At 72.0% G+C, this 26,266-nt stretch carries 19 protein-coding genes; 6 read left to right on the top strand and 13 right to left on the bottom strand.

Annotated features, from left to right (window positions below):
- Nucleotides 1-67 precede the first annotated feature (67 nt).
- Nucleotides 68-988 carry an AfsR/SARP family transcriptional regulator gene (locus AC3CHW_RS09535; RefSeq protein WP_398608938.1) on the top strand — a complete coding sequence of 307 codons (921 nt, stop codon included), beginning with the start codon at nucleotides 68-70 and terminating at the stop codon, nucleotides 986-988.
- Nucleotides 989-1,212: 224 nt separating this feature from the next.
- On the opposite strand, the gene AC3CHW_RS09540 is transcribed toward AC3CHW_RS09535, so the two are convergent.
- The 5 genes from AC3CHW_RS09540 to AC3CHW_RS09560 all read right to left on the bottom strand — a co-directional run bounded on the left by AC3CHW_RS09540 (nucleotide 1,213) and on the right by AC3CHW_RS09560 (nucleotide 7,907).
- Nucleotides 1,213-2,229: a 2-oxoacid:ferredoxin oxidoreductase subunit beta gene (locus AC3CHW_RS09540; protein ID WP_232109820.1), complete on the bottom strand. Its 1,017-nt coding sequence runs from the start codon at nucleotides 2,227-2,229 to the stop codon at nucleotides 1,213-1,215.
- A gap of 142 nt (nucleotides 2,230-2,371) precedes the next feature.
- Nucleotides 2,372-4,327 (bottom strand): 2-oxoacid:acceptor oxidoreductase subunit alpha, encoded by a 1,956-nt coding sequence (locus AC3CHW_RS09545; RefSeq protein WP_488470165.1) that lies wholly within the window; start codon nucleotides 4,325-4,327, stop codon nucleotides 2,372-2,374.
- Nucleotides 4,324-5,586 (bottom strand): nucleotide sugar dehydrogenase, encoded by a 1,263-nt coding sequence (locus tag AC3CHW_RS09550; protein ID WP_398608465.1) that lies wholly within the window; start codon nucleotides 5,584-5,586, stop codon nucleotides 4,324-4,326. The genes AC3CHW_RS09545 and AC3CHW_RS09550 overlap by 4 nt, the downstream gene beginning before the upstream one ends.
- Before the next feature lie 10 nt (nucleotides 5,587-5,596).
- Nucleotides 5,597-6,715 carry a DegT/DnrJ/EryC1/StrS family aminotransferase gene (locus AC3CHW_RS09555; protein WP_398608464.1) on the bottom strand — a complete coding sequence of 373 codons (1,119 nt, stop codon included), beginning with the start codon at nucleotides 6,713-6,715 and terminating at the stop codon, nucleotides 5,597-5,599.
- Between the two features lies 1 nt (nucleotide 6,716).
- On the bottom strand, nucleotides 6,717-7,907 hold the full coding sequence (locus AC3CHW_RS09560; protein WP_398608463.1) for a DegT/DnrJ/EryC1/StrS family aminotransferase: 1,191 nt from the start codon (nucleotides 7,905-7,907) through the stop codon (nucleotides 6,717-6,719).
- A 481-nt stretch (nucleotides 7,908-8,388) separates the two neighbouring features.
- On the opposite strand from AC3CHW_RS09560, the gene AC3CHW_RS09565 reads away from it, so the two are divergent.
- Nucleotides 8,389-9,675 (top strand): erythromycin esterase family protein, encoded by a 1,287-nt coding sequence (locus tag AC3CHW_RS09565; protein WP_488470166.1) that lies wholly within the window; start codon nucleotides 8,389-8,391, stop codon nucleotides 9,673-9,675.
- 85 nt (nucleotides 9,676-9,760) lie between these two features.
- Here AC3CHW_RS09565 and AC3CHW_RS09570 read toward each other — a convergent pair whose 3' ends face one another.
- From AC3CHW_RS09570 to AC3CHW_RS09600, 7 genes are read right to left on the bottom strand one after another with little or no spacing between them, the layout of a single operon-like run.
- Complete coding sequence (locus tag AC3CHW_RS09570; protein WP_488470167.1) at nucleotides 9,761-11,680, bottom strand: 1-deoxy-D-xylulose-5-phosphate synthase N-terminal domain-containing protein; 1,920 nt, start codon at nucleotides 11,678-11,680, stop codon at nucleotides 9,761-9,763.
- Nucleotides 11,664-12,071 (bottom strand): DUF6917 domain-containing protein, encoded by a 408-nt coding sequence (locus tag AC3CHW_RS09575; protein ID WP_176164086.1) that lies wholly within the window; start codon nucleotides 12,069-12,071, stop codon nucleotides 11,664-11,666. The genes AC3CHW_RS09570 and AC3CHW_RS09575 overlap by 17 nt, the downstream gene beginning before the upstream one ends.
- Nucleotides 12,068-13,030: a Gfo/Idh/MocA family protein gene (locus tag AC3CHW_RS09580; RefSeq protein WP_488470168.1), complete on the bottom strand. Its 963-nt coding sequence runs from the start codon at nucleotides 13,028-13,030 to the stop codon at nucleotides 12,068-12,070. Before AC3CHW_RS09580 ends, AC3CHW_RS09575 begins: the two co-directional genes overlap by 4 nt.
- Nucleotides 13,027-14,163: an Ldh family oxidoreductase gene (locus tag AC3CHW_RS09585; RefSeq protein ID WP_488470169.1), complete on the bottom strand. Its 1,137-nt coding sequence runs from the start codon at nucleotides 14,161-14,163 to the stop codon at nucleotides 13,027-13,029. The genes AC3CHW_RS09580 and AC3CHW_RS09585 overlap by 4 nt, the downstream gene beginning before the upstream one ends.
- A gap of 16 nt (nucleotides 14,164-14,179) precedes the next feature.
- Entirely contained in the window at nucleotides 14,180-15,625 is a 1,446-nt protein-coding gene (locus AC3CHW_RS09590) for a M20/M25/M40 family metallo-hydrolase (protein ID WP_488470170.1), read from the bottom strand.
- Entirely contained in the window at nucleotides 15,622-16,515 is an 894-nt protein-coding gene (locus AC3CHW_RS09595) for a sugar phosphate isomerase/epimerase family protein (RefSeq protein WP_187061959.1), read from the bottom strand. Before AC3CHW_RS09595 ends, AC3CHW_RS09590 begins: the two co-directional genes overlap by 4 nt.
- Nucleotides 16,505-17,638: a Gfo/Idh/MocA family oxidoreductase gene (locus AC3CHW_RS09600; protein ID WP_488470171.1), complete on the bottom strand. Its 1,134-nt coding sequence runs from the start codon at nucleotides 17,636-17,638 to the stop codon at nucleotides 16,505-16,507. Before AC3CHW_RS09600 ends, AC3CHW_RS09595 begins: the two co-directional genes overlap by 11 nt.
- A gap of 229 nt (nucleotides 17,639-17,867) precedes the next feature.
- On the opposite strand from AC3CHW_RS09600, the gene AC3CHW_RS09605 reads away from it, so the two are divergent.
- From AC3CHW_RS09605 to AC3CHW_RS09615, 3 genes are all read left to right on the top strand, one after another.
- The gene (locus AC3CHW_RS09605; protein WP_232109762.1) at nucleotides 17,868-18,698 is read left to right on the top strand and encodes a class I SAM-dependent methyltransferase; all 831 of its coding nucleotides are present in this window, start codon (nucleotides 17,868-17,870) and stop codon (nucleotides 18,696-18,698) included.
- A gap of 456 nt (nucleotides 18,699-19,154) precedes the next feature.
- Nucleotides 19,155-20,102, top strand: a complete 948-nt coding sequence (locus AC3CHW_RS09610) for a UbiA family prenyltransferase (protein WP_398608456.1) — start codon at nucleotides 19,155-19,157, stop codon at nucleotides 20,100-20,102.
- Between the two features lie 549 nt (nucleotides 20,103-20,651).
- On the top strand, nucleotides 20,652-22,922 hold the full coding sequence (locus AC3CHW_RS09615; RefSeq protein WP_488470172.1) for an MMPL family transporter: 2,271 nt from the start codon (nucleotides 20,652-20,654) through the stop codon (nucleotides 22,920-22,922).
- Nucleotides 22,923-23,155: 233 nt separating this feature from the next.
- On the opposite strand, the gene AC3CHW_RS09620 is transcribed toward AC3CHW_RS09615, so the two are convergent.
- A complete protein-coding gene (locus AC3CHW_RS09620; protein WP_488470173.1) occupies nucleotides 23,156-25,201 on the bottom strand; it encodes an acyl-CoA dehydrogenase family protein in 2,046 nt (681 codons plus the stop codon).
- Nucleotides 25,202-25,367: 166 nt separating this feature from the next.
- On the opposite strand from AC3CHW_RS09620, the gene AC3CHW_RS09625 reads away from it, so the two are divergent.
- On the top strand, nucleotides 25,368-26,216 hold the full coding sequence (locus tag AC3CHW_RS09625) for an NmrA family NAD(P)-binding protein (RefSeq protein WP_488470174.1): 849 nt from the start codon (nucleotides 25,368-25,370) through the stop codon (nucleotides 26,214-26,216).
- Nucleotides 26,217-26,266 lie beyond the last annotated feature (50 nt).

Here is a 26,266-nt window from a genome sequence, read left to right on the forward strand (position 1 = left end):
GCGTCTTGCCTGCGTGGCCTCTCCACGCGTCCCTCTCATCGAGCCTCTCGTCACACTCTTCTGGAAGGTGAACGAGAACGTCATGGAATTTGCCATATTGGGCCCGCTTCGCATGAACGAGCAGGGGCGTTCTTATACCCCAACCGCACCAAAGCAACGGCAGCTTCTGGCCCTGCTGCTCCTCAACGCCAATCAGGTCGTTTCCACCAGCACCTGCATAGATGAACTGTGGGAAACGTCGCCACCCAACACGGCGCTGTCCACCCTGCAGTCCTATATCCTCCAACTGCGGCGCACACTGCGCAGAGTCCCGCGCATCGGCAGTTTACAAGCTGCGCGTCGCGTTCTGGAGACCCGCGATGGCGGCTATTTGCTCGCGGTCCGCAACGATGAACTCGACGTCAATATCTTCACGTCGCTGGTGCGCGAAGGCCGCGCCCAACTGCACCGCGACGACCACGCCGCGTCCGCGCTCCTGACCCGTGCGCTGACCATGTGGCAGGGTTCCGCGCTCTCCGACGTCCAGGCGGGTCCGGTGCTCCGAGCCCACCTGGTGGGCCTGGAAGAGGACCGGATCAGCGTCCACGAACAGCGCATCGACGCGGACCTGCGACTAGGCCGGCACCACGAACTCCTCGGCGAACTCAGCGCGTTGGTCACCAAGTACCCCACGCACGAGAACCTGCACGCGCAGCTCATGCTGGCCCTCTACCGCTCAGGGCGGCGCGCGCAGTCCCTCGAAGTCGTGAAGCGTTTGCGCCAGGTGCTGCACGACGAACTCGGCCTGGAACCGTCGCCGCGGATGCGCAATCTGCACCAGGCGGTGCTGGCCTGCGACCCGGTCATCGACAGCCCCGCGGGCACCGACTCCGTCCTGGCGCTCGACCTCGCGCGCTACTCGTCGTCGCCCACCCTGCCCAGCCAGCCCTCGCCCGCCCTTCACACCTCCCATCCCGCATCGGTGCACGCGCACGCGCACGGCAAGTAACTCCGTGGCGTAATCGTTTCCGCACACGCGGCGGATGGTCCGAACTCTCCCTCGGCCCGTCCGGGTCGTACGGGTGTTACGCGCGTTCCCACCGAGCGCGCGTACGCTCCAGCTCACGCGCACCGCTGCCCGGTGTCCCTCTCATCGGGCAGCACGCCGGACAGGCCACCGCCGTGACGGCCGGGCGAGTTGAGCGGCCAGACCGACGGCGGTGTGTGCTGGGTTCAGTGGGTGACGGTCCAGGTGTCGTTGCCGGCGAGGAGGGTGGCGAGGTCGCCCTTGCCCTGGGCCTCGATGGCCTGGTCGAGTTGGTCGCTCATCAACGTGTCGTAGACCGGGCGTTCCACGCTCCGCAACACGCCGATGGGGGTGTGGTGGAGGGTGTCGGCGTCCGCGAGTCGGGTCAGCGCGAACGCGGTGGTCGGGGACGCGGCCCGGGCGTCGTGAACCAACACCCCGTCCGTGCCTTCCTCCCGCACGTCCACCACCCGCAGGTCTCCACTGGCCTGGTCGCGGACCACGCCCTTGGAGCCCAGTCCGTCTTCGGCGGGTGCGCCGAAGCGGATCGGCTGGCCGTGCTCCAGTCGGATCACGGCCTCCAGCGCGCGGTCCTTGTCTTTTAGGACCTCGAAGGCGCCGTCGTTGAAGATGTTGCAGTTCTGGTAGATCTCCACCAACGCCGTGCCCGGATGGGCTGCCGCCGCCCGCAACACGCTCGTCAGGTGCTGGCGGTCTGAGTCCACCGTCCGCGCCACGAACGAAGCCTCGGCGCCCAACGCGAGTGAGAGCGGGTTGAAGGGGGCGTCCAGGGAACCCATCGGGGTCGACTTCGTGATCTTCCCGACCTCCGAGGTCGGGGAGTACTGGCCCTTGGTCAGCCCGTAGATCCGGTTGTTGAACAACAGGATCTTCAGGTTCACGTTGCGTCGCAACGCGTGGATGAGGTGGTTCCCGCCGATCGAGAGCGCGTCCCCATCACCGGTGACCACCCAGACCGACAGGTCCCGTCGTGAGGTCGCCAACCCCGTCGCGATCGCCGGCGCCCGCCCGTGGATGGAGTGCATGCCGTAGGTGTTCATGTAGTACGGGAAACGGCTGGAACACCCGATCCCGGACACGAACACGATGTTCTCCCGCGCCAGGCCCAACTCCGGCATGAAGCCCTGCACGGCCGCCAACACCGCGTAGTCCCCACACCCCGGACACCACCGCACTTCCTGATCGGACTTGAAGTCCTTCATCGACTGCTTACCCTCAGCCCGCGGCACCAACGACAACAACCCCCGCCCCCCACCCTGCGAACCAGCAGGAGAAACGGCAGGCGTGGTGGCAGTAGCGGACGCGGCAGCACCGGGCGTGGTAGCACTGGTGGGTGTGGTGGGGTTAGGCATTGATGGCCTCCTTCAACGCGTTGGCCAACTCCTCGGCCTTGAACGGCATTCCGTTGACCTGGGTGTGGGACCGGGCATCGATCGCGTACTTCGCGCGGATCAACGTCGCGAGCTGTCCCAGATTCATCTCCGGGATCACCACCCGCTCATACGAGGCAAGCACCTCGCCCAGATTCGCCGGGAAGGGATTGAGATGCCGCAAGTGGGCCTGCGCCAACGCCACACCCTCGCCCCGCAACCGCCGCACCGCCGCAGCGATCGGCCCATACGTCGAGCCCCACCCCAACACCAACACCCGCGCCCCACCCGGGTCATCCACCCGTACGTCCTCGACCGCAATACCATCGATCTTGGCCTGACGGGTGTGGACCATCAGCTCGTGATTAGCCGGATCGTAGGAGATGTTCCCACTGCCATCCTGCTTCTCAATCCCGCCGATCCGGTGCTCCAACCCCGCCGTGCCCGGCACCGCCCACGGCCGCGCCAACGTCACCGCGTCCCGCTTGTAGGGCCAAAACACCCGCGACCCATCCGCCAACTCATGATTGGGTTCTGAGGCGAACCGCACCCGCAAATCCGGCAACCCCGCCACATCCGGCACCCGCCACGGCTCCGAACCATTGGCCAAATACCCATCCGAGAGCAGGAACACCGGCGTGCGATACACCAACGCGATCCGCGCCGCCTCCAACGCCGCATCAAAACAGTCCGCCGGCGTCGACGGCGCCACGATCGGTACCGGAGCCTCACCGTTACGGCCATACATGGCCTGCAACAAGTCCGCCTGCTCCGTCTTGGTCGGCAACCCCGTCGAGGGCCCACCCCGCTGAATATCCACCACCACCAGGGGAAGTTCCAGCGAGACCGCCAACCCGATCGTCTCCGACTTGAGCGCCACCCCAGGCCCCGAGGTCGTCGTCACCGCCAACGACCCACCAAAGGCCGCCCCCAACGCCGCCCCGATCCCCGCGATCTCATCCTCAGCCTGGAACGAACGCACCCCGAAATTCTTGTGCCGCGACAGCTCGTGCAAAATATCCGACGCCGGAGTGATCGGGTAAGAGCCCAGGAACAGGGGCAACTCCGCCTGCACGGACGCGGCGACCAGACCGTAGGCCAACGCCAGGTTCCCCGAGATGTTGCGATACACCCCCGCGGTGAACGCGGACGAGGCCGGAGCCACCTCATAGGAGACCGCGAAGTCCTCCGTGGTCTCCCCGAAGTTCCACCCCGCCCGGAACGCGGTCACGTTCGCCTGCGCCAACTGCGGCTTCTTCGCGAACTTCTTCCGCAAATACGCCTCAGTACCCTCCGTCGGACGGTGATACATCCACGACAACAGGCCAAGCGCGAACATGTTCTTACTCCGCTCAGCCTCCTTACGACTGAGACCGAACTCCTTCAGCGCCTCGACCGTCAACGTCGTCAACGGCACCCCATGCACCTGGAACGCTTCCAGCGACCCGTCCTCCAACGGACTGGTCGCATACCCCACCTTCGCCATCGGACGCTTCGTGAACTCATCCGTGTTCACGATCAACACCGCACCCGCCGGCAGATCCCCCACGTTCGCCTTCAACGCCGCCGGATTCATCGCGACCAACACATCCGGAGCATCCCCCGGCGTCAGAATGTCATGATCCGCGAAATGCAACTGGAACGATGACACACCCGGCAACGTCCCAGCCGGCGACCGAATCTCCGCCGGGAAATTCGGCAACGTCGACAAGTCATTCCCAAACGACGCCGTCTCCGAAGTAAACCGATCACCCGTCAACTGCATACCATCACCCGAATCACCCGCAAAACGGATAATGACTCGGTGCAGGGTCTCGGTCGCCTTCTCGGGCGGCGATCCGGCGGTGGACGGTGCCGCGCCCACGATGGGCTCCGCGGTGGGCTCGGTGGCGGGGGCGGGCGCGGGGTGACCTGGGGCGGCCGGGCTCATAGCGACTCGATGTCCTTCGAGAGCGGCAGACGGTGTCGGCAGTCGAATATGTAGCGGGCCGATGCGGCGATGGCCTCGTAGTCGAACTCGTCGTGGTCGGTGACGATCAGGACGGCGTGCGCCCGGGAGACCTCCTCCGGGTCCGGCTTCACCTGCGTGAGCCCGGGTATGCCGGGCTCCTCGGTGACGTGCGGGTCGGCGAAGCGCACCGTGGCGCCGGCCTCGATCAGCAGCTTGGCGATGGGCAGCGCGGGCGACTCGCGGATGTCGCCGGTGCCCGGCTTGTAGGCCAGGCCGAGCATCAGGATGCGCGCGCCGGTCACCGTCTGGTGCCGCCGGTCCAGGCCGCGGGTCAGCTTGCGGACGACGTACTCCGGCATGGCGTTGTTCAGCTCGTCGGCCAGCTCCACCAGGCGGAACCGCTTGCTGGACGCGCGCTCGACCTTCCACGACAGGTACAGCGGGTCCACCGGCAGGCAGTGGCCGCCGACGCCGGGGCCCGGAGTGAAGCGCATGAAGCCGAACGGCTTGGTCGCGGCGACCTCCAGGGCGTCCCACACGTCGACGCCGATGCCCTCGGCGTGCGTGGCCAACTCGTTGACCAGCGCGATGTTGACGTGCCGGAAGGTGTTCTCCATGACCTTCGCCAGCTCGGCGACGCGCGGGGCCTTCGCCAACACCACCTCGTGCACGATGTCCGCGTAGAAGGCCCGCACCCGCTCCAGCGAGGCCGCGTCGATGCCCGAGACGACCTTGGGCGTGGTCTCGAAGGTCCACTCCGGGTTACCGGGGTCGATGCGCTCGGGGCTGTACCCGAGGTGGAAGTCCGCGCCGGGCTCCAGTCCCGAGCCGTCGCGCAGGATCGGCGCGAGCACCTCCTCGGTGGTGCCCGGGTAGCTGGTCGACTCCAGGATGACGGTGGCGCCCGGCCGCAGCCGGGCGGCCAGCGCCCTGCCCGCCGCCTCGATGTAGGACAGGTCCGGCACGCCCTCGTGCAGCGGGGTGGGAACGGTGATGACCGCGATGTCGAAGGCGTCCAGGTCCTCGGTGTCGATGCTCGCCCGGTAGGTGCCCCGGTCGATGACGGCGCCCAGGCGCCGCGAGGTGACGTCCCCGACGAACGAGTCGCCCACGGCCAGCTTCTTCACGCGGGACTCGTCGGTGTCGTAGCCGACGACCTGGTATCCGTGCTCGGCCGCGGCCACGGCCAACGGCAGGCCGACGTACCCCTGCCCCACTACGACCAGTTTCGTGGTCAAAGGACGCTCCCTAGTCGAAGAATTCACAGACCGAGTCGGCGATGTATTCCACCTGACTGTCGGAGAGGTGGGGCCAGATGGGGATGGCCAGGTTCTGGTCGCTGGCGCGCTGCGCGCCGGGCCACTGGACGCCCTCGGGCGCGAACCGCGCGAACGCGGGCTGGAGGGGCAGCGGCACCGGGTAGTAGACGTGCGTGCCGATGTCCTTCTCGCTCAGCCAGGCGCGCAGGTCCGCGCGCCGCTCCACGAGCAGCGAGTAGACGTAGTAGCAGCGGCCGTTGCGCCCCGCCGGCGGCGCGAGCACGCCCCGGCCGGCCAGCGGCTCGAAGCGCTCCGTGTAGTAGTCGGCGATGCGGGCCCGGCGCTCCAGGCGGTCCTCGAAGCCGGCGTGCCGGTGGAGCTGGAAGGCCGCGATGATCTCGTCGAACCGGCTGTTCTGGCCGATCTTGTGGTGCAGGAAGCGGGTGATGCCGTCCTGCCCGTGGTTGCGCAGCATCCGTACGGTGCGGCCCAGCTCCGGGTCGTCGGTGAGCACCGCGCCGCCCTCGCCGGCCGTGCCGAACGCCTTGACCTGGAAGAAGGAGAAGACGCCGAGGTCGCCCCAGCGGCCGGACGGCACGCCGTCGAGCACCGCGCCCTGGGCCACCGCCGCGTCCTCGATGACCTTCAGGCCCCGGTCGTGGGCGATCTTGTTGATGCGGGGCATGTCGGCCATGATCGAGAAGACGTGGGCGGGCATCACCGCGCGCGTCCGGCTCGTGATGAGCGCCTCGACGGAGTCCGGGTCGATCACCATCGTGTGCGGGTCGACGTCCGCGAAGACGGGCGTGGCGCCGAAGTTGGCGACCGAGCTGGCCACCGGCTGGCAGCAGAACGCGGGCACGATGACCTCGTCGCCGGGCCCGATGTCCAGGGCCTGCACGGCGAGGTTGAGGCCGCCGGTGCCGCTGGAGCAGGCGATGACGTGCTCCGCCTCGGTCGTGCGGCGCAGTTCCTCCTCCAGCTCGGCGGTGCGCCGGCCGAGGATGAACTTCTGCTCGGCGTCCGTGCCCACCTCGAAGAGCAGGTCCTTGAACGCCTGCCGGTCCGTCTCGAAGAGGTCCGGGGGGAAGAAGGGAATGGTGGCCATGTCATCGCCTTCCGGCGTAGAAGTCCGAGATGGCGGCGCAGACCGTCTCCAACTGCGCCTCGGTCAGGTCCGGGTACAGCGGCAGCGCCAGCGTCCGCTCGCAGGCCGCCTCGGCGTTGGGCAGGCTGCCGGGGCGCAGCCCGACGTCCGTGCCGGCGAAGCAGGGCTGGGTGTGCAGCGGGCGCGGGTAGTACGTCTCGGTGCCGATGCCGCGGGCCGTGAGGTGGGCCACCAGCTCGTCCCGGGCCTCGACCTCCACCTGGTAGACGTAGAAGACCGGCTCACTTTCCACGGAGCGCGGCAGGACGCGCGGCACGGCGAGCACGCCGTCGGCGTCGCGCAGCCGCTCGGAGTAGGCCGCCGCCAGTTCGGCGCGGCGGGCGATGTCGCGTTCCAGGCGGGTCATCTTGGCGAGCAGGATGGCCGCCTGCACGTCGTCCATCTTGCTGTTGGTGCCGGAGACGCCGGAGAGGTTGGAGATGCCGGCGATGTGGTCGATGGTCTTGCCCATCCGACCGTGGTGGCGCAGCACGGCCGCCTGCTCGGCCAGCTCCTCGTCGTTGGTGAGGATCATGCCGGCGTCGCCGAGGGCGCCGAGCGTCTTGGTCGGGAAGAAGGAGAGCACGCCGCCGCGGCCGATGAGCCCGGCGTGGGTGCCGTCCCAGCGCATGCCGATCGCCTCGGCGCTGTCTTCGAGGAGCATGACGTCGTGCCGGCGGGCGACGTCTGACAGCGCTGTCAGGTCAACCAGTTGATGGAAGAGGTGGGCCGGCATGATGGCCTTGGTCCGCTCGGTGATCAGCTCCTCGACCGAGGCGGCGTCCATCCCGTAGTCACCGTCGTTGGTGATGTCCGCGAACACCGGCGTGGCGCCGGCGAGGCTGACGGCCGAGGCCGAGGCGAAGAAGGAGAAGGCCGGGACGATGACCTCGTCGCCGGGCTCGATGCCGGCGGCGCGGAGCAGGATCACCAGGGCGTCGGTGCCGCTGTTGACGGCGATGGCCCGTCGGGCACCTGTGTAGTCGGCGATGGCCCGCTCAAGCTCCGCCACCTTGCGGCCGTGGGAGAACTTGCCCCGGTCGAACACATCATCCGTATGTCGGGTGATGAGCGGCCATAGCTCCTTGAAGGACTCCGCCTGAGTGAAGAACGGAACCGGCGCGGCGGGAGCATCGGTAAGCGTGGACACCATGGGAGTGACGCTATGGAGCGGTTCTGTGACGTCGCTACGGACAAGAACTTGCCGGTAGCAGTCATTCCTGGCCAGCCGGCCCGAGCTGGGCGCCCCGTCGGCAAACCTGTCATACACAGGTGCCCAGGCCGGCGATACGGCAAGATCTTGCCAGTCACCAGGGGCTTCCCCGTCCCGGTGCGACCCCTCGCGCGCGCCGCCCACACCTGGCGTGCACGCGCGGCTTCACTCCGTATTCAAGCTTCCACACGCCGTCCTGTACACCCCGTGTCGGATGTCCCACTCCCGCGGTCCACCCACCGGGACCGACCGGGCCGGCGCCGCTGGTCGTGCGCCCAGCATGGCGTAATCCCGCGCGTGTCGCCGCACGGCACGCGCGCGGGCGCGCGGCAGAGGCGGAATCCGTCGGCCGGGCCGGCGGGCGGCCCGCGCGCCAAGCGGAGCTTGACCTCAACCGCGCTTGAGGCCCGAGGGTGGCCGCATGACGATCTCAGCGACGGACCGGGCAGTGGTGGGCGAGTGGATCAGGGGCGCGGCGCATCCCCTGCGCACGGCGGACCCGTTGGCGCCCCTGGACGACCTGCGACCGCTGCTCGCCATGGTCGGTGAGCGGACGGCCGTGGCGGGGTTCGGCGCCGGTACCCGGGGCGCGCGCGAACTCCTCGCCCTCCAGGCGCGCATCGCCCGGCTGCTGTTCGCCGAGGCCGACTTCCGGGTGCTCGCCCTGGACCAGGACGCGGCGCTCGGCGCCGCGCTCGACGCGTACGTACGCACCGGCGCCGGGGACGTCGCGGCGCTGCTCCGGGCCGCCGAGCCGTTCTCCCGTACCGGGGAGACGCTCGGCCTCCTCCGCTGGCTGCGTGCCCTGCGCCGGGCCCGGCCGGAGGCCGCGCCGCGCGTCGTCGGGGTCAGCCCACGGGAGACGGGGGCGGCGGCGTACGACGCGGTGACCGCGTACGTGCGCCGGGCCGCGCCCGAGCGGCTGGCGGAGCTGGCCTCCCACTACGCCGAACTCCGCCCGCCCGGCGCGGTCCCCGACCACACCCGCCGCTACCAGGCCCTGCCCGACCGGCGGCCCTGGCGGGAGCACGCGCGGGCGGCCCACGACCTGGTGGCGGCGGCGCCGGGGCACGAGGGTCACGCCTGGGCGCGCTACCAGGCGCGGCTGATCGTCCAGTACCACGCGCTCCACGACCACGGCCACGACCCGCTGGACCCGCACAACATGGCCCACTACGAGCGGTCGTTCGCCGAGAACGTGCTGTGGTGGCACCGGCACACCGGGCACCGGGTGCTGTTCTGGTCCTCCAGCTCGCACACGGCCAGGGCGCCCGGACGCGTCGTCAGCTTCCCGCCTCACCCGCCGGGGCTCTCCCCGAACGCCGGCGGCCACCTCCACGCGGACCTCGGGGACCGGTACCTGTCGATCGGCCTCACCTTCGGCGCCGGCGAACTGGCCCCGTACACCGGGGCGCCGCACCACCGGGTGCCCGCTCCCGTGCCACCGCTGGTGGAGTCGGTCCTCGACGGCGCGGGGGCGGGCGACTTCCTCCTCGACCTGCGCCAGCGGGCGCCACGGCGGGTCGCCGAGTGGCTGGCCCGGGACGTCACGACGCGGCTCGTCGGCCCGCGCCACGACCCACGGCGCGACCCGGACCACCACATGACGGGCGGCTCGCTGGCCGAGTGGTTCGACGTCCTCGTCCACCGGCGGCGCGTGACGCCGGCCCGCCCGCTCGGCCCGGCCACGCCGGAGGCGGCCGGCTGACCGCCGCCGCCGCCCGTGGCGTGGCCGGGCATCCCCTCGCACGGGCCGGGGGTCAGGAGCTGGGCTGGTCAGGGGTCGGGGTTGGTCAGGAGGCGCCGCGCAGGGACGGCTGGTCGTCCGGGGTCAGCACGTCTTCGACGGTCTCCGCGATGCAGTGGGCGGTCAGGCCGGCCTCGGCCAGCACCTCGTCGCGGCTGCCGTGCTCGCAGAAGCGTTGTAACAGGCCGAAGTCGCGGAGGGGCGTGGTCACTCCCGCGTCGCGGAGGGCTTGGGTGATGGCGGAGCCGACGCCGCCGACGCGGCCGTTGTCCTCCACCGTGGCCACCAGCTCGTGCTCGGCCGCCAACCCCACCAACGCCGAGTTCACCGGCTTCACCCACCGCGGGTCGACCACCGTCACCCCCACCCCACGCTCCGCCAACAACGCCGCCGCCTCCAACGACACCTGGGCCATCGCCCCCACCGACACCAACAACACCCGCGACACACCCCGCGCCCGCGTCAGCACATCCAACCCACCCACCGACGCCACCGGCTCGATGTCCGCACCCACCGCACCCTTGGGATAACGCACCACCGTCGGCGCGTCCTCCACCTCCACCGCCTCCCGCAACAACGCCCGCAACCGCGCACCATCCCGCGGCGCCGCCACCCGCAACCCCGGCACCACCTGCAAAATCGACATGTCCCACATGCCGTTGTGCGACGGCCCGTCGTTGCCCGTCGCACCCGCGCGATCCAACGCGAACGTCACCCCACACCCATGCAGGGCCACGTCCATCAGCACCTGGTCGAAGGCCCGGTTCAGGAACGTCGCGTACACCGCCACCACCGGATGCACCCCGCCAAGGGCCAGCCCCGCGGCCGACGTCACCGCGTGCTGCTCCGCGATCCCCACATCGAAGACCCGCTTCGGATACGCCTTGGCGAACGCCTCCAACCCCACCGGTCGCGCCATCGCCGCCGTGACGCCGACGATGTCCTCCCGCTCACCACCGAGCCTGACCATCTCCTCCGAGAACACCGACGTCCACGAAGGACCGGCGGCCGGTTCGGCCGGCCGGGGGCCGCGGACGGTGCCGGGGGGCTGGGCGGCGGGCCCGGGGTCCGGGTCGCCACGGGTGACGCAGTGCACGACGGCGGGCCCGCCGAGCGCCTTGGCCCGGCGTAACGCCACCTCTAACGCCACCGTGTCCTGACCGTCCAGCGGGCCGAAGTAGCCGAAGCCCAGGTCGTCGAAGAGGCTACGGGGCGTCGGCCGGGGCCGCTCCGTGGCCTGGGCCCGCTCCGGCGGCGCCTGGACCAGCGTGATGCCGCCACCGGCGCCGGCGGCGCTGCCCGGCAGGGCGTCGCCGGCCGGCTCCGCGAGGCGGTCGGGCGCGACCCGGTCGGGGGCGGGGCGCAGCAGCAGCCGGCGGTCGGTGAGCCCGTCGGCGGCGGGCGCGGCGGTCGGGATGGCCTCGTGGATGACGATCACCAGCGGCAGGTCGCGGCTGGCGGCCAGGTTGTTCAGCGCCTCCCAGGCCATGCCGCAGGCCAGCGCGTCCCAGTCGACCACCGCGACCACGTGCCGGTCGTGCAGGCCGAGCAGTTGGTGCGCCTTGGCGAAGCCGTCCGCGTAGGAGAGGGCGGTGGCCGTGCGCGCGTTCTCCACGGCCCCGTGCGGGGCCGCGTACCAGGTCGGTTCGGAGCGGCGGCGGCGCCGGGTGAAGTCCCGGCGGCCGGTGAGCAGTTCGTGGACGTACGCCTGGCGGCCGGTGTCCCACACCAGGCGGTCGCGGGGCGAGTCGAAGACCCGGTGTAGTGCGAGCGTCAGCTCCACCACGCCCAGATCGGGCCCGAGGTGCCCGGCCTGGCGCGGCACCGCCCGCCCGATGAACTCCCTGATCTCCGCGGCCAGCCCGGGGAGCCGGGACGCGGGGACGGCCCGCAGGGTGTCGGGGCCGGAGAGGGTGTCGAGCAGCGGTGCCACGGCCGGACGCGGCCCGTCAGGGCGCAGGGTCAAAGCGCACCTCCATCTCGGGCTGTAGCCCGAGATCCGGCCCCGACGCCGTCTTGTCGACGTTGATCAGGATGTTGTAGTGGTTCGGGTAGTGGCAGGAGTCGAAGCCGAGCACGGTGCCGACCAGGTGGCCGTTGATGCGCACCTCGTCGCCCCGGTCGATGACGCCGCCACGGGCCAGCTCCACGAAGCCGAGGAAGCCGACCCGGTCGATGACGGCGCCGGTGCTGGTGTCGTCGTGGTCGGTGGTGACCAGTTCGTGCACCTCCTCGCGGCGCACGCAGCGGCTGGCGAACTCGGTCAGCTCCATGCCCCGGTCGTCCCGCTTGTGCGTGAGGATCTTGACCAGTTCGCCGGTCACGGGGCGCTTGGCGCCGTCTTCCGCGGGGTTCATCGGGCGCCTCCCCCGGCGTGCTGGCCAGCGGTGCCGCCGGCGCCGGCCGCCTCGGCCTCGCGCCGGTAGACGTCGGCCACCAGTTCCAGGGCGGCCAGGCCGCCGTGGCCGCGGTCCTCGCCCGCGCGCACGGCGGAGGCGAAGTCGCGCAGCACGCCCACGTACTCGTGCCACAGCGAGGTCTTGAAGCCGTCGTGGCCGCCGAGCATGTCGGCGACGAGCACGGTGCCGTCGGCCAGGGTGAGTTCGACGTCCTTGGTCTCGCCCGGGTAGGCCCAGTCGAGCAGCACCCGTGCCGTGGCGCCGGATTCGGCGCGCAGTTCGACGGTGGCCTGCCGGTCGGTGCCCTGCGCGTCCCGTACGACCTTGGAGTCGGTGACCGTGACCTCGCCGACGATCTGCCGGACGGTGTCGAAGGCGTTGGGCCCGTTGTCGGCCACGCATCCGCCGCCGCAGCGCTCCGGGTCCAGGTACCAGTGGTCGTCGCCGGCGTGCTCCTCGATCATCTCCAGGTAGCGCACGGTCACGTGCCGGAGTTCGGCGCCGGCCGGGACGCGGGCGATGAGGTCCAGGACGTTGTCGTTGTAGCGGCGGTGGAAGGAGGTGAAGAGGACCACGCCCTTCTCGCGGGCCGCGCGGACCAGTTCGCGGCCGTCCTCGACCCGGGTGGCCAGCGGCTTCTCCACGCACACCGGCAGCCCGGCGGCGACGAGGTCGCCGCAGACCAGGGCGTGTACGTCGTTGGGCACGTTGACCACGACGGCGTCCAGGCCACCGGCGGCGATCATCTCCCGGTAGTCGGCGAAGGTGGGCACCTTCCCCTCGAACGGGGCCAGCGCGTCGGCCCGCAGGTCGCACACGGCCGCCAGCTCCACGTCGGGCAGCTCGTCGAACGCCTTCACGTAGAAGCGCGAGATGACGCCGAGTCCGACGATTCCCACGCGCAGCGCGCCACTCATGCGTCCACTCCAACCGGGACCTCAAGGCCCCATCGCTCGGCGACCTCGCGCAGTTCCTCGTGGAGCGCGGGCGTGATCGGTACGCCGCCGGACCGGGCCTCGGCGGCGGTGGCGGCCTCGCGGGCGCCGGGGTAGCTCACGGGCTGGGCCGGGTCGATCGGCGGGCAGTCGAGCAGGGACTGGAAGAGGCCGCCCGCCTGGGAGAGGAAGCCCTCCACCGGGCGCAGCGCGCCCGGCGCGACCACGATGGCCAGGATGCCGATGTCGTCGTCGCGCCCCGAGGGGCCGCCGCTGCCCTCGTACGCCTCGGGCGCGGGGCCGAGCCCGGCGCCGGGGACGAGCGCGGCCAACACCTCGACCAGCAGGGCCAGGCCGTACCCCTTGTACGCGCCGGTCTCCGGGCGCCCGCCGAGCCAGGTCGGGAAGCCGTCGCCGCGGTCGAGCGCGTGCGGGTCGGTGACCGGCTGGCCCTGCGCGTCGGTGAGCCAGCCCTCGGGTATGGACTGGCCCGCGCGCGCCGCCTGGCGGATCTTGCCGGTGGGCACGGCCGTGGTGGACATGTCCAGGCAGTACGGGGGCAGGTCGGGGCCGGCCGGCGACGCGATGCTCATGGGGTTGGTGCCGAGCATGGCGACCTTGCCGCCCGGCGGCCTGGCGATGCGCTGGCCGCCGCAGTTGGAGGCCAGGATGCCGACCATGTCGCGCTCGGCGGCGCGCAGCGTGTGGTGCCCGGCGCAGCCGAAGTGGGTGGCGTCGCGCACCGAGACCAGGCCGATGCCGTACTCGGCGGCCCGCTCGGCGGCCAGGTCGATCGCCTCGCTGGCCAGCCACAGGCCGAGGCCCTTCTTGCCGTCCAGGAGCACGGAGGCGCCCTTGTCGGCGAGCACCTCGGGCTCGGCGTCGGGCTCGACCCGCTTGTCGTCGAAGAGCGGCAGGTAGAGCCGGGTCAGGTTGGTGAGGCCGTGGGAGCGCATGCCGGCCAGGTCCCCGTAGACCAGGGCCTCGGCGGCGGTGCGGGCGCGGCCGGTGGGCACGCCGCGGGCGGCGAAGACGTCGGCGGCGAAGCCGACCAGGTCCTCGTACGGGACGCGCGGTGCGCTCTCCTCGGCTCCTTGGGGCGACGCAGGTGTCATGACCTTCCGTTCCTGGCTAGGCGGTGCGGCTGGTGCTGCCGGCGGGGGTGGTGGCGCCCGCGGGCTGGTCGGGCGTGGTGGCGACCGGGGCGGGCGGCTGGCCGGCCTCGCTGGCCCGGGCGAAGGAGGTGAGCAGCGCGCGGACGCCGGTGGCGAAGGACTCCAGGTCCGCGAGGTCGGCGTGTTCGCCGTCCGCGTGCGCGCCGTTGGCGTCGAGGTCGCCGGGCCCGTAGACGACGGTGTACGCGCCGGGTACGTCGTGCGTCCAGATGGCGTCGCAGGTGAACGCGTCGGCGTCGGCCGGCGCGTAGCGCAGTCCGGCGCCCTCGGTGAGCAGGCGTTCGGCCCACGGGTCGGAGCTGGCCAGCGCGGGCAGGCCGCGCTTGAGCCAGTCGAGCCGGGTGACCTGGGCCGCCTCGCGGGCGGTGAGGGCGAAGTCGGGCAGGTCGGCGAAGGTCTCGGTGAAGCTGGCGAGAGCGGCGCGCAGTTCGTCTTCGAGCGCCTGTTGCAGGGCGAGCCCGGCCTCCGTGGTCGGGTAGGCGAGGTTGAGCAGCAGGTGGCCGCTGCCGTACACCTTGTTGTGCAGGGTGCCGGTGTGCAGGCCCGCGACGCAGACCCGGCCGCCGGCCACCCGCCCGGGCAGGTGCCGGGCCAGGTGCTGGGCGAGGTGACCGAGGAGGACGGTGGCGTTGTGGCCGCCGCCTGGCCGGTCGTCGATGGAGTCCTGGCCCGCGACGGATATGCGGGCGGTGGCCGCCGCCGTCGAGCGCGGCAGCAGGAGCTGGCGGGTGGGCTCGCAGAAGACGTTGAGCCGCCCGGTGTAGCCGGCCGCGACCAGCGGGCGGGTGCCGAAGACGCCCATGGCGCCGCCCTCCTCGCCGGCGACGAGCTGGATGAGCACGCCGACGCGCTCGCCGAGCGCGGGCACCGCGGCGCGGGCCGCGCGCAACCCGGCGAGCAGGGCGACGGCCGGGCCCTTGGCGTCGATGGCGCCGCGGCCGTGGAAGCGGCCGTCGGCGTAGCGGGGCGGCTCGAAGCCCGCGACGGTGTCCAGGTGGACGTTGAACATCACGGTCCGCTCGGCCGGCAGCTCGGGTCCCAGTCGCAGCACCATGCTGGGCTGGCACTCCAGGAAGTCGGGCATGGCCGCCGCGGCCTCCCGCACGGTGACGGGCACGCCGTCGAGTTCGAGCACGGCCGGGTCGGCGGCGGCGTGGTGCACGACGGTGAAGCCGTGTTCGGCCGCGGCATCGGCGTACGCGCGCTGGGCCGCCCACAGCTCGGGGCGCGGTCCGTCCCGGCCCACCTCCAGCGGGCCGGCGGTGGGCAGCCCGATCAGGCGCAGCAGCAGTTCGCGCTCGGCCACCGACAGGGTGACGCTGTCAGGGGTCTCGCCGGCGCGTTCGGTGGCGGGTGCGGTGGGGCGTTCGGTGAGCGGGTCCCGCGCCGGGGCGTCGGTCACGCGCGCTCCCCCGCGAGCCGTGCGACCATCCGCTCCAGGGCCCGGCCGTACTCCACGAACGCGTCCACGCCGTCCTTGCCCTCGGTGGCCAGCGACTCGTGCGGGCGGACGTTGATGTGCGGCTCGATGGACCACACGCCGGTGTAGCCCTGGTCGAGGAGGTAGCGCAGCGAGTCCTCGACGCGGCAGCGCCCGTCGCCCGGCAGCAGGTAGCTGGCGTCCTCCGGGGTGCCGACGGCGTCCTTGATGTGCACGTGCTCGACGTACGGGGCGATCGTCGGCAGCAGGTCGTACGCCTCGTAGTCGTAGGCCACGCCGTTGCCGACGTCGAAGAGCAGGCGCAGCGCGGGGCTGTCGACCTCGGTCAGCAGCTCGCGCATGCGGGCGGCCTCGGTGCCGGCCCAGCCGGCGCAGTTCTCGTGCAGCAGGACGAGGCCGGCCTCCTCGGCGCGGGCGGCGAGCTTGCCCATCCGGGTGAGCACCTCCTGCCGCCAGTCGGCCTCGGAGAGCCCGTCGTTGGGGTAGGACATGACGCGCACGTAGCGGGTGCCCAGGCGGTGGCAGCGCTCGCCGAGGGCGTCGAGTTCCCGCAGGTCGGCGTCGAAGTCGGCGGTGATGGGCCGGCCCCAGTTGGCGATCCGGGAGTCCACGCAGGTCACCGCGAGGTCGGCGGCGGCCAACCGGTCGACCAGGCGCTCGAAGGCGGCCTCGTCCAGGTCGGCCACCGCGGTGCCGTCCACGTTGCGCAGCTCGATGTGGCCCCAACCGAGCGTGGTGAGCGCGCTGATCTGTTCGTCGAGCGAGGCGCCCGCCTCGTCGCCGATCCCGCACAGCGCGATCCCCGGCGGCAACGCGGTGCCCGCGCTGGTCCCGGTGGCGTCAACCGACATGGATGCTCCCGTTCTTCGTGGACGTGACCTGCTCCCCGGCCGCGGCCGGGCGTTCGTGCGCCGCCGCCGGGCCGGCCGCGGTCGGCGCGGCGCCGGGTTCGGCCGCGGCGGCGTGTTGCTTGGCGCTCTCCAGGAGCCGCACGACCTGGGCCTGGAGCTCGAAGTCGGCCGTGAAGTCGGTGTGCGCGGCGAACCCCCGGTAGGTGTCGAGGATGCAGGCGTCCAGGGCGTCGTCCTGGAAGACCTCGTACTCCTCGGGCAGCCCGATGGGGGTCACCCGCAGATGGGCGAAGTTGTCCTCGCCGCTGACCGGGTAGTGGCCGATCGCCCGGCCCGCGTCGAAGTCGAGCACCATGCTGCGCTCGCGCACCGGGGAGACCAGGTCGGAGACGATACGCGTGGTGGCGCCCGCGTCGTGCGCCAACGTCAGTTCGGCGGTGCCCATCCGGGGCACGACGCGGTCGCCGCAGGTGGCGTCGGACCAGGCGGCGTCGGTGACGGTACCGCCGCCGGCCAGCCGCAGGGCGACGCCGACCGAGTGCGGCAGCTCCACGTCGAAGGCGGTGGGGTGGCTCGGGGTGGACAGCGAGCGGCGCAGCCGGGGCTTGTGCTGGCGCACGGTGATGCGGCGCAGCGCGCCGAGCCGCCCGGAGCGCACGGTCTCGCTCAGCCGCGCGGTCAGCGTGCTGTGCAACCAGGGCGCGACGACGGCGAGCCGCAGGCCGTACGCGTCCCGCACGGCGCGGGTCTCGGCGACGGCTTCGCCGTCGACCCCGAGCGGCTTCTCGACCAGGAACCGGGTGAAGCCCAGCTCGGCGAGGTCGCGCAGCACCTCGGCGCGGTGTCCCGGGGGCGTGCACAGGTGGACGACGGTGGTCCTGGGGTCGAGCCGGGCGCGCGCCTCGGCGAGCGTGTCCACGGTGACCAGTCCGGGCGTCGCCTGGCCGGCCGGCAGGGGCGCCAGGTCGAAGCCGAGCGGCGGGGCGGCGGCGAAGACGGTGGACGCGTTGTCACAGCCAGCGTTGTCACAGCCGGCACCGGCGTCCTGTCGCAGACGGCGGAGCACCGGCAGATGCAGCTCTCGTCCTGACCGTCCCAGCCCGACGAGCAGTGTGTGCAGCACCGCGAACTCCTCATGGATGCGCGTAGCGGGGCGACCACCGTACGCGAGGCGTGACCTGCGGGTCCTTAGCAGATAACTGCCTGGATTACCCCTTGGCCCGCACTCTCTTGCCATGGCAGGGACTTGCCCGGCTTCCTAGCCTGAGCCCCACACAAGCTGGGCGTGGGCGGCAGCGGAACGAGGTCCACGGAGGATACGAGGTCCACGGAGGGCGAAGAACGATATGAGCGTGACCGACCAGGCGTCCCAGGAATCCCAGGCGTCTCAGGAGTCTAAGGACTCCAAGGAGTACGTCTTCGACCCCACCTGGGACCAGGAGACGGAGCGGCTGCGCGCCAACGAGGCCATCTGGGACCCGGGCACCATCGAGCGCCTGGAGCGGCTCGGCGTGGCCCCCGGCTGGCACGCCCTGGAGGTGGGCGCCGGTTCCGGGTCCATCGCCGGCTGGCTCGGCGAGCGGGTCGGGCCCACCGGGCGGGTGCTCGCCGCCGACCTGGAGACGGGGCGGCTCGAAGCGCTGCGGGCGCCGCACGTGGAGGTGGCCCGGATCGACATCCGTACCGAGGAGCTGCCGGCCGAGTCCTTCGACCTCGTGCACTCGCGGATGGTGGTCCAGCACCTGGAGGACCGCCCGGCCGCGGTGGCCAACATGGTCCGGGCGCTCAAGCCGGGCGGCTGGCTGTTCCTTGAGGACACCGACTCGCTGCCGCTGTTCCGCAGCGCCACCTCGGAGGACTTCCTCCAGGACGTGCGGGCGGCCGGATACGGGCTGATGCGCCGCTCGGGCCACGAGCCGCGCGGCGGCCACTTCGACCTCGAGGCGATGCTGGCCACCGAGCTGGAGGAGGTGTCGGCCGAGGGCCGGGCCGTCATGGTGCGGGGCGGCTCCTTCCAGGCCCGGCACTACCAGTTGTGGCTGGAGTTCATGAAGCCGCGCATCGTCGCCGAGGGCGAGGTGTCGGCGGAGCGGGTGGACGAGGCGCTGGCCGAGATGGGCGACCCGGCCCACCACTGGCTGACCCAGGTGCTCATCTCCAGCTTCGGCCGCAAGCCCAGGTAGGACGCACGGCCGGGTGAGGCGCCGGTGGCGGGCGCGAGCGCGCCACCGCGCGGCGCCGGGGCCCGGCGCGTACCCGTGCGGTGCGTGGCCACGGCGCCGCGACCGCGCACCGCGCGGGCGGCACACCACCGTCGGCGCGCCACGGCACCTTGCCGTGCCCACCGCGCGCCGGTCCGGGGCGCACGCCGCGCTCCGCCTCCGCACCACCGCGTGCGCCCCAGCGCGTTCCCGGTCGGGCCCGTAGGACCCGTCCGGCTCGGTAAGACTCCGCACCACTCGTAGGACTGTCGGACGACAGGCCCGGGGCGGGGCATCGCGGCGCCCCACCCGCGCCGACCGACGTCCCGCGCCGCTGACAGGCACCGATTCCCGCCGGCGTGCCCCGCACGCTCCGAGCACACCGGGAAGACACACCCACCACAACGCGAAGAAACCATCACAGAAGGCAGCAACCGTATGTCGCTGAACACCGCCGCATCGCCGGTCGCCAAGGACCGCTTGAGCGCGTTCGTCAAGCTCGGCAAGCTCTCGTTCTACGACTACTACCTGAGCGCCTTCATCGTGTGGGCCGCGCTGCCCGGTGCGCTGACGTGGGACGGCACGACCTTCGCCGTGATCCTGCTCTACATAGCCGGCTACGTCGGGGTGGTCGCCGCCACCGTCGCGCTGGACGACGTCACCGGCATCCGGGACGGCAGCGACGCGCGGAACTACTCGCCGGAGTCCGGCGCGCTGCGCGACCTGTCCCGCAAGCCGCTGCTGAGCGGTGCGCTGACGGTGCGGCAGGCCGAGCTGTTCGGCTGGGGGGCGATGGCCTGGGGCGCGGTGATGTGGTCCCTGGTCTTCGTCATCGCGCCGGAGAACTCGCTGTGGGTCGGGCTCCTGATGGTGGCGGTGCTGGTCTCGAACGTGCAGTACTCGTACGGCCTGAAGATCAGCTACAACTTCGGCCAGGAGATCATCCTGGTCAGCCCGGGCCTGGCCATCCTGATCCCCTACGTGCTGCTCACCGGCGAGGCGACGGGCCTGGTCATCCTGGAGTCGGCGCTGTTCGGCCTGTGGAGCCTGCTGGTCTCCATCTACTCCAACATGAACGACGTGGAGGGCGACCGGCTGGCCGGCCGGCGCAACCTCGCCACCCTCACCACCGCCTCGACCTACCGGAAGATCATCGTCGGGGCACACCTGCTGGAGCCGCTCGCGGTGGCGGTGGCCATCGCCGTGGGCGCCGTGCCGGTGTGGTTCGTGGCGCTGATGGTGCCGCTGTGGGCGATGCGGGTCTCCCAGGCCCGCTCGGGCGTCGGCCAGGGCAACCTGCTCCAGGCCCGCATGCTCGGCATCAAGCTGCACCGCTGGGGCGTCCCGGTGCTGCTGCTGGCGAACGTGCTGGAACTGCACGTGTGACCCGCGCGCGGCACCGCCCGGAAGCGGGCCGCGCCCAGCGCCTGTGAGCGTCACGACCGCCCCGCCTCCCCCGCGGAGGCGGGGCGGTCGCCGCCCGACCCGCGCCCCGCCCGTGGCCGCCCCTCTCGCGTCCCGTGTCGACGTCCACCGGCTGTGGCCCCGTCAGGCCCGGTCGGCCGTACGGCCGGTCGCGCGGCGGGCCCCGCCGTCGCGGTCAACGCCCGTACGGGAGGCCGCGGGGTGACCGGCCGGCACGATGTGGATCACGTTCCGGTGACATTCGGCAGTGGGTCAGGCATGGAACTGGCCACGTGGGGGAGGGTGTTCGGCGACCAGCGCCGAGCCTCGAACCGGACATGCCACTGATGTCCGGATCACCAAGCCGGGCTGGTCCCCACCGTGCCCGGGAAGTGACCCGGCGATCTATGGAACGACTTGCACCGGAGCCAGCGAGAGGTGCAGACTGTTCCATAGGTCTAGTGCAATTTGTTCCACAAGTCCTCGCACGGTGCTCCCCTCTCTCGCGCCGCCCGTCAGGAGATTCCGAAAATGCTCGACAGACTAGCGAGTCTGATCCTCCCCAGGCCAAAGAAAGTGCTGTTGGCCGTGCTGATCATCGCGCTCGCCGTCGGTGGTGCATCGATGGGTCTGACGGACCGGCTGACGATGGGTGGTTACGAGAACACCGACACCGAATCGCACGAGACCGAGGAACTCCTGGAGAAGGAGTTCAAGCAGGGCACCCCCAACCTCTCCATCGTGGTGAGCGACCCGCGCGGCGTCGACGACCCCGCGGTGACCGCCGCTGGCCTGAAACTGACGAAGGGCCTCCAGGACCACGAGCACGTGGCGAACGTCGCCTCGTACTGGTCCATGGACCGGGCCCCCTCCCTCAAGGGCGAGTCGGGCAAGCAGGCGCTCGTCAGCGGTCGCATCCTCGGCGACTTCGACGAGGTCAACGACCGGGTGCAGGACCTCAAGAAGGAGTACTCGGGCAAGGTCGAGGGGCTCGACGTCGAACTGGGCGGCATCGCCCTGATGAACTTCGAGAACGTCGACCAGTCCGCCAAGGACGCCGCCACCGCGGAGACCCTGGTCTTCCCGCTGGTCCTGATCGTGCTGGTGGTCATCTTCGGCTCGCTCGTCGCGGCGGCCCTCCCACTGGCCGTCGCCCTGGCGACCATGCTCCTCGTCTTCGGGCTGCTGTACCTGATCACCTTCGGGTTCGACGCCAACAACCTGCTGACCAACGTCACCACGCTGCTCGGCCTCGGCCTCGCGATCGACTACAGCCTGCTGTTCATCACGCGCTACCGCGAGGAACTCCAGCGCGGCCAGGACACCGAGCCCGCCATCCGCGCCACCATGCGCCAGGTGGGCCGCACGGTCATCTTCTCCGCCGTGACGCTGGCCATCGCCTGTATGGCGCTGATGGTCATGCCGTTCGGCATGTTCCAGTCGATCGCCATCGGCGGCGCGGCCACCGCGCTGATGGCGGCGCTCGCCACGCTGGTCATCGTGCCCGCGCTGCTGGCCTGGGCCGGCCCCCGCATCGACAAGCTGCGCCTGATCCGCCGCAAGCCGCGCCCGGTGACCGCGTCGCACGAGGGCGGCTGGCACCGGCTGGCCCTGTTCGTGATGCGCAAGCCCGTGCCCCTGGTGGTCGCGGTGCTCGCCCTGATGGCGCTGCTCGGCTCCCCCGTCCGCGACCTGAACCTGCGCCTGCCGGACGAGCAGATCCTGCCCAAGTCGGCCCAGTCGGCCGAGGTCGCCCAGACGGTCCGCGAGGACTTCAACAACCGCGAGGCGCAGGCCATGCAGGTCGTCGCCGTGGACATCGGCAAGACGGCCGACCGCACGAGCGACATCGCCGCCTACGCCACGCAGCTCTCCGCGCTGCCCAACGTCGCCCGCGTGGACGCCCTCACCGGCAGCTACGCCGGCGGCAAGGAAGTCGCCCCGGCCACCCGGTTCTCGCAGCAGTACGGCACGGACTCGGCCACGTACCTCAGCGTGGTGCCCGCCGTGGACGGCCTCTCCCCCAAGGGCGAGGACATCGTCCGCGACATCCGGGACGCCAAGGCCCCGTTCCCGGTCAAGGTCGGCGGCCACCCGGCCATCTCCGTGGACACCTTCGACGTCTTCGCCGACAACCTGCCGCTCGCCCTCGGCATCATGGCGATCGGCACCTACATCCTGCTCTTCCTGCTCACCGGCAGCCTGTTGCTCCCGCTGATGGCGATGCTGCTGAGTGTGCTGAGCCTGAGCGCCACCTTCGGCTCGCTGGTCTTCGTCTTCCAGGACGGCCACCTGCAGTGGCTCGTCGGCGACTTCATCAACACCGGCGCCATCAACTGGACGGTCCCCGTCCTCGTCGGCACCCTGGGCTTCGGCCTCTCGATGGACTACGCGGTGTTCATCCTCTCCCGCGTCAAGGAGGAGTACGACCGCACGGGCGACAACGAACTCGCCGTCGCCACCGGCCTGGAGCGCGTCGGCAAGGTCGTCACCTACGCGGCGATCATCCTGTCGCTGGTCTTCATCGTCATGCTGACCTCCGGCATCAGCTACATGAAGGCCATGGGCCTCGGCGTGCCGCTCGCGATCCTGCTGGACGCCACGCTGATCCGCGGCATCCTGCTCCCCGCGTCGATGCGTCTGCTCGGTACCAAGAGCTGGTGGGCCCCGGGCCCGATGCGCAAGCTGCACGACCGGTTCGGCATCAGCGAGGGCGGCGAGCCCGCGCCGGCGGCGCCCGGCGCGAGCAGCGGCAGCGGCGGCGGCGACGTCACACCGGAGCGCACCGTGGACCGCGTCTAACAGACCCGCCGCGCGACCGACCCCCGTGGACGCGCGGCTTCCCAGCAGAGCCCCGCCCGCCGTTCGCCCGGCGCGCGGGGCTCTGCCACGTCACGGGCGCCTCAGCGCCCGACCGACCCCGCACCCGACCGGAGCCGCACCCGGCCCGGCGACCGCACATCCGGCGTGGCCCGTCCGGCCGACCGCGCGCCCCGCGTGGCCCGCCCGTCCTGGCGGGCCACGCCGGGATCGCGCTAGCGGGTCCCGCCGGAGTGCTCCCCCGCCCCCGCCGCCGTGGTCGCCTCGGGCACGGCGAGCGGGGGCGACGGTGCCGTGGGCGGCGCGGGTACGGCGGTGTCGGGGGGCCCGGTGGGCCGCCAGGCCGTGGTCATCTCCCGGATGTGGGCGAAGAGGCGGTGCGGGTAGTGGGCGCTGGTGATGGGGCGGTGGGCGAGGAACGACTCCGGCAGGTCGAAGGCCGCGACCAGGGTCGGCCCGTGGTCGGCCAGCCGGTCGATCGACTGCTCCGGCAGGGCGACCAGATCGCCGGCCTGGTCGGCGGTCAGTTCGCCGGAGGCGACGAGCAGGGCGCTGTGCTGGCCGATCCGCCGCAGGGTGAACAGTCGGTGCAGGTCGAGCAGGAGATCGCGGGCCCGTGGCGCTTCGGCCGCGGCCACCCAGTCCAGCAGGGCCGCCGCCGCGTCGTGCTCGGCCCGCGCCGTCACGGCGGCCAGCGCGTCCGGGGCGACGGCGTTCCACCGCCGCAGGCGGTCGCCGGCCGGGGAGGTACGCAACCGGGCGCGGGCCCGGGCCAGGTGCAGCCGTACGACCGAGGCCAACAGGGCCTGTCGGGCCGCCGGGTCGGTCAGGGAACCCACGGGCACCTCCCCGTCGGGCCGGCCGGCCCCGTCCGGGGTCGCCGGGTGGCCGTCCACGGGAGTCGCCGGCGCGGACGGTTCGGCCAACAGCAGTTCGGCGCCGGCCTTGGCCCACAGTGCGAGGTTGTCGCCCTCGGCGGTGATGGCGCCCTCCACGTCGCCGAGCAGGGCCACCAACCCGTTGACCGGGAGCAGGCCCTGAGCGCCGCAGCGCTCACGGCTCTCGATCATCAGGTCCCGGGCCCGCCAGGTGATCCACCCCTTGGCGATGGCCACCTGGCGCTCGGCCGCGTCGGCGTCGGCCGGGGTGCGGTCGACCCAGCGGGTCAGGGTGGCCCGGTGCAGCGCGGTCATCGCGTACAGGGTGGCCAGACCTTCGAGCAGCGGCCCGTGGTGCGTGCGGTACGCCCACAGCGGGGTGCGGTCGCCGGGGCGCGCGCCGGTGACGTGGCGGTGGTGGGCGTAGCGGACGGCGGTGGCCAGCGCGGTGCGGGCGCCACCGACCGCGCTGGCCGCCATGCACAGCTTGCCCACCCCCACCCGGCCGATGGCGGCCAGGAACCGCTTGCGTCTGCTGCCGAACGCGCTGGCGAAGGCGGCGTCGTCGGCCAGCCGCCCGTGCTCGCCGGTCAGCAGCGCCGAGTGCGGCAGTACGACGGAGTCGAACGAGGTGAGGCAGTGGTCCACCGGGCTGCCGGGGCGTAGCGGCAGGGGCTGGACCGTGACCCCGGGCAGCGGGCCGGCGGCGTCGGTGAGCGGGACCAGGAACAGGAAGACGCCCTGGTCCCGGCCCTCGACCAGCAGCCGCGCCGCGACCAGGCCGGACTTGGCCCCGCCGACGGAACCGGTGTTGGGCATGAACTTGCGCGCCCCCGGGTGGGGCGTGTGCAGGGTGAAGGTGCGCTGGGCCGGGTCGTAGGCGGCGACCGTCTCCAGGGCGGCGGCGTCGTTGCCGTGGGCCAGTTCGGTGCAGAGGAAGGTGCCGACGCGGCGCATCCGGAGGAAGTCGTCCAACGGGCGGTCGGGGTGCTGGTCGTGGTCGTGGAGGCTGCCGAGGAAGAGGTTGTAGTGGATGCCGGCCAGCACCGCGAGCGCGCCGTCGGCCGGGGCCAGCCACTCGTGCAGGGCCGTCAGGTGGTACGGGTCGGTGGCCACCGCGGTGGGGTCGGTGGCCGCGCCGACGCGGCGTAACCTGCGGTAGGAATCGGCTAACTGGTCGGGTATCGCGGCATCGGTGCGCCGTTGCATGTCGGGGTCGGCGGCCAGCGTCCGCCAGGGCCGGTGAACCCGGTCGCGGTCGGGGCCGTAGAACAGTCGGGTCAGTTCGGTGGTCGTCGCCGACGGGGCCGCCGGGTCGTGCGGGGTGTCCGTGGGCGGGGCGAGCGGCTGTGGGTCGACAGCGGCAGCGGGGTGTGTGGTCATGCCCCTAGTCATTGACCGCAGGTGATGCCCGCACCGCTGTATGTGATCAACGCCACCGGGCCGGTCGCCACACCACCGCCCTCCGGCGGGCCCTCCCCCACCCGTACGTCGGAGCCGCCCCTGCGGCCCTTGAGTTGAACCGTGGTTCAGGTTCTACGGTCCTCGTATGACCAAGATCCTGGTGACCGGGGCGACCGGCACGGTAGGCAGGCACATCGTCGCCGGGCTGGCGCGGGCGGACGTGGACGTACGGGCGCTGGTGCGGGACCCGGGGGCGGCGGGGCTGCCGGGTGGGGTGGAGGCGGTGCGGGGGAACCTGGGCGACCCGGACTCGCTGGCGGCGGCGGTGCGCGGGGTGGAGCGGGTGTACCTGATGTGGCCAGGGCTGCCGGTGGACCCACGGGTGCTTGAGGTGATCACCGACCAGGCCCGGCAGGTGGTCTACCTCTCGACGGACGTGGCCGACCTCGCGGACGGCGAGGAGCCCACGTCGTACCACCAGGCCATCGAGCGCCAGCTCAGGCGGTCCGGGGTCACCTGGACCTTCCTGCGGGCCATCGACTTCGCGGCCAACACGCTGCGCTGGGCGGACCAGATACGGCGGGGCACGGTGCGCTACCCGTACGGGCGGGCCGCCAGATCGCTCATCCACGAGCGGGACATCGCCGAGGTCGCCGTGCGGGCGCTCACCGCCGACGGGGCCGAGCGGCGGCGGCACGACGGGGTGGCCCACCTGCTCACCGGGCCGGCCGCGCTCACCCATGTCGAGCAGGTGCGGATCATCGGCGAGGTGATCGGGCGGGAGGTGCGCTGGGAGGAGATGTCGGCGGAGGTGGCCCAGGAGGAGTTCGCCGCGGCGTGGGGGAACGCGGAGTTCGTGGCGGGCCGGCTGCGGGCCTGGAAGTCCTTCGTGGACACGCCGGAGCGGGTCACCGACACGGTGCAGCGGCTGCTCGGGCGCCCCGCGCTGACCTTCCGCGAGTGGGTCACCGACCACGCGGACGCCTTCCGCTAAACCATGAGCAGGCGATGGTGAGCCGAAGGCCCCGACCGCTGGCCGCGCGG

The sequence above is a fragment of the Streptomyces sp. MGP-BFMKR1 genome (genome assembly GCF_057766585.1).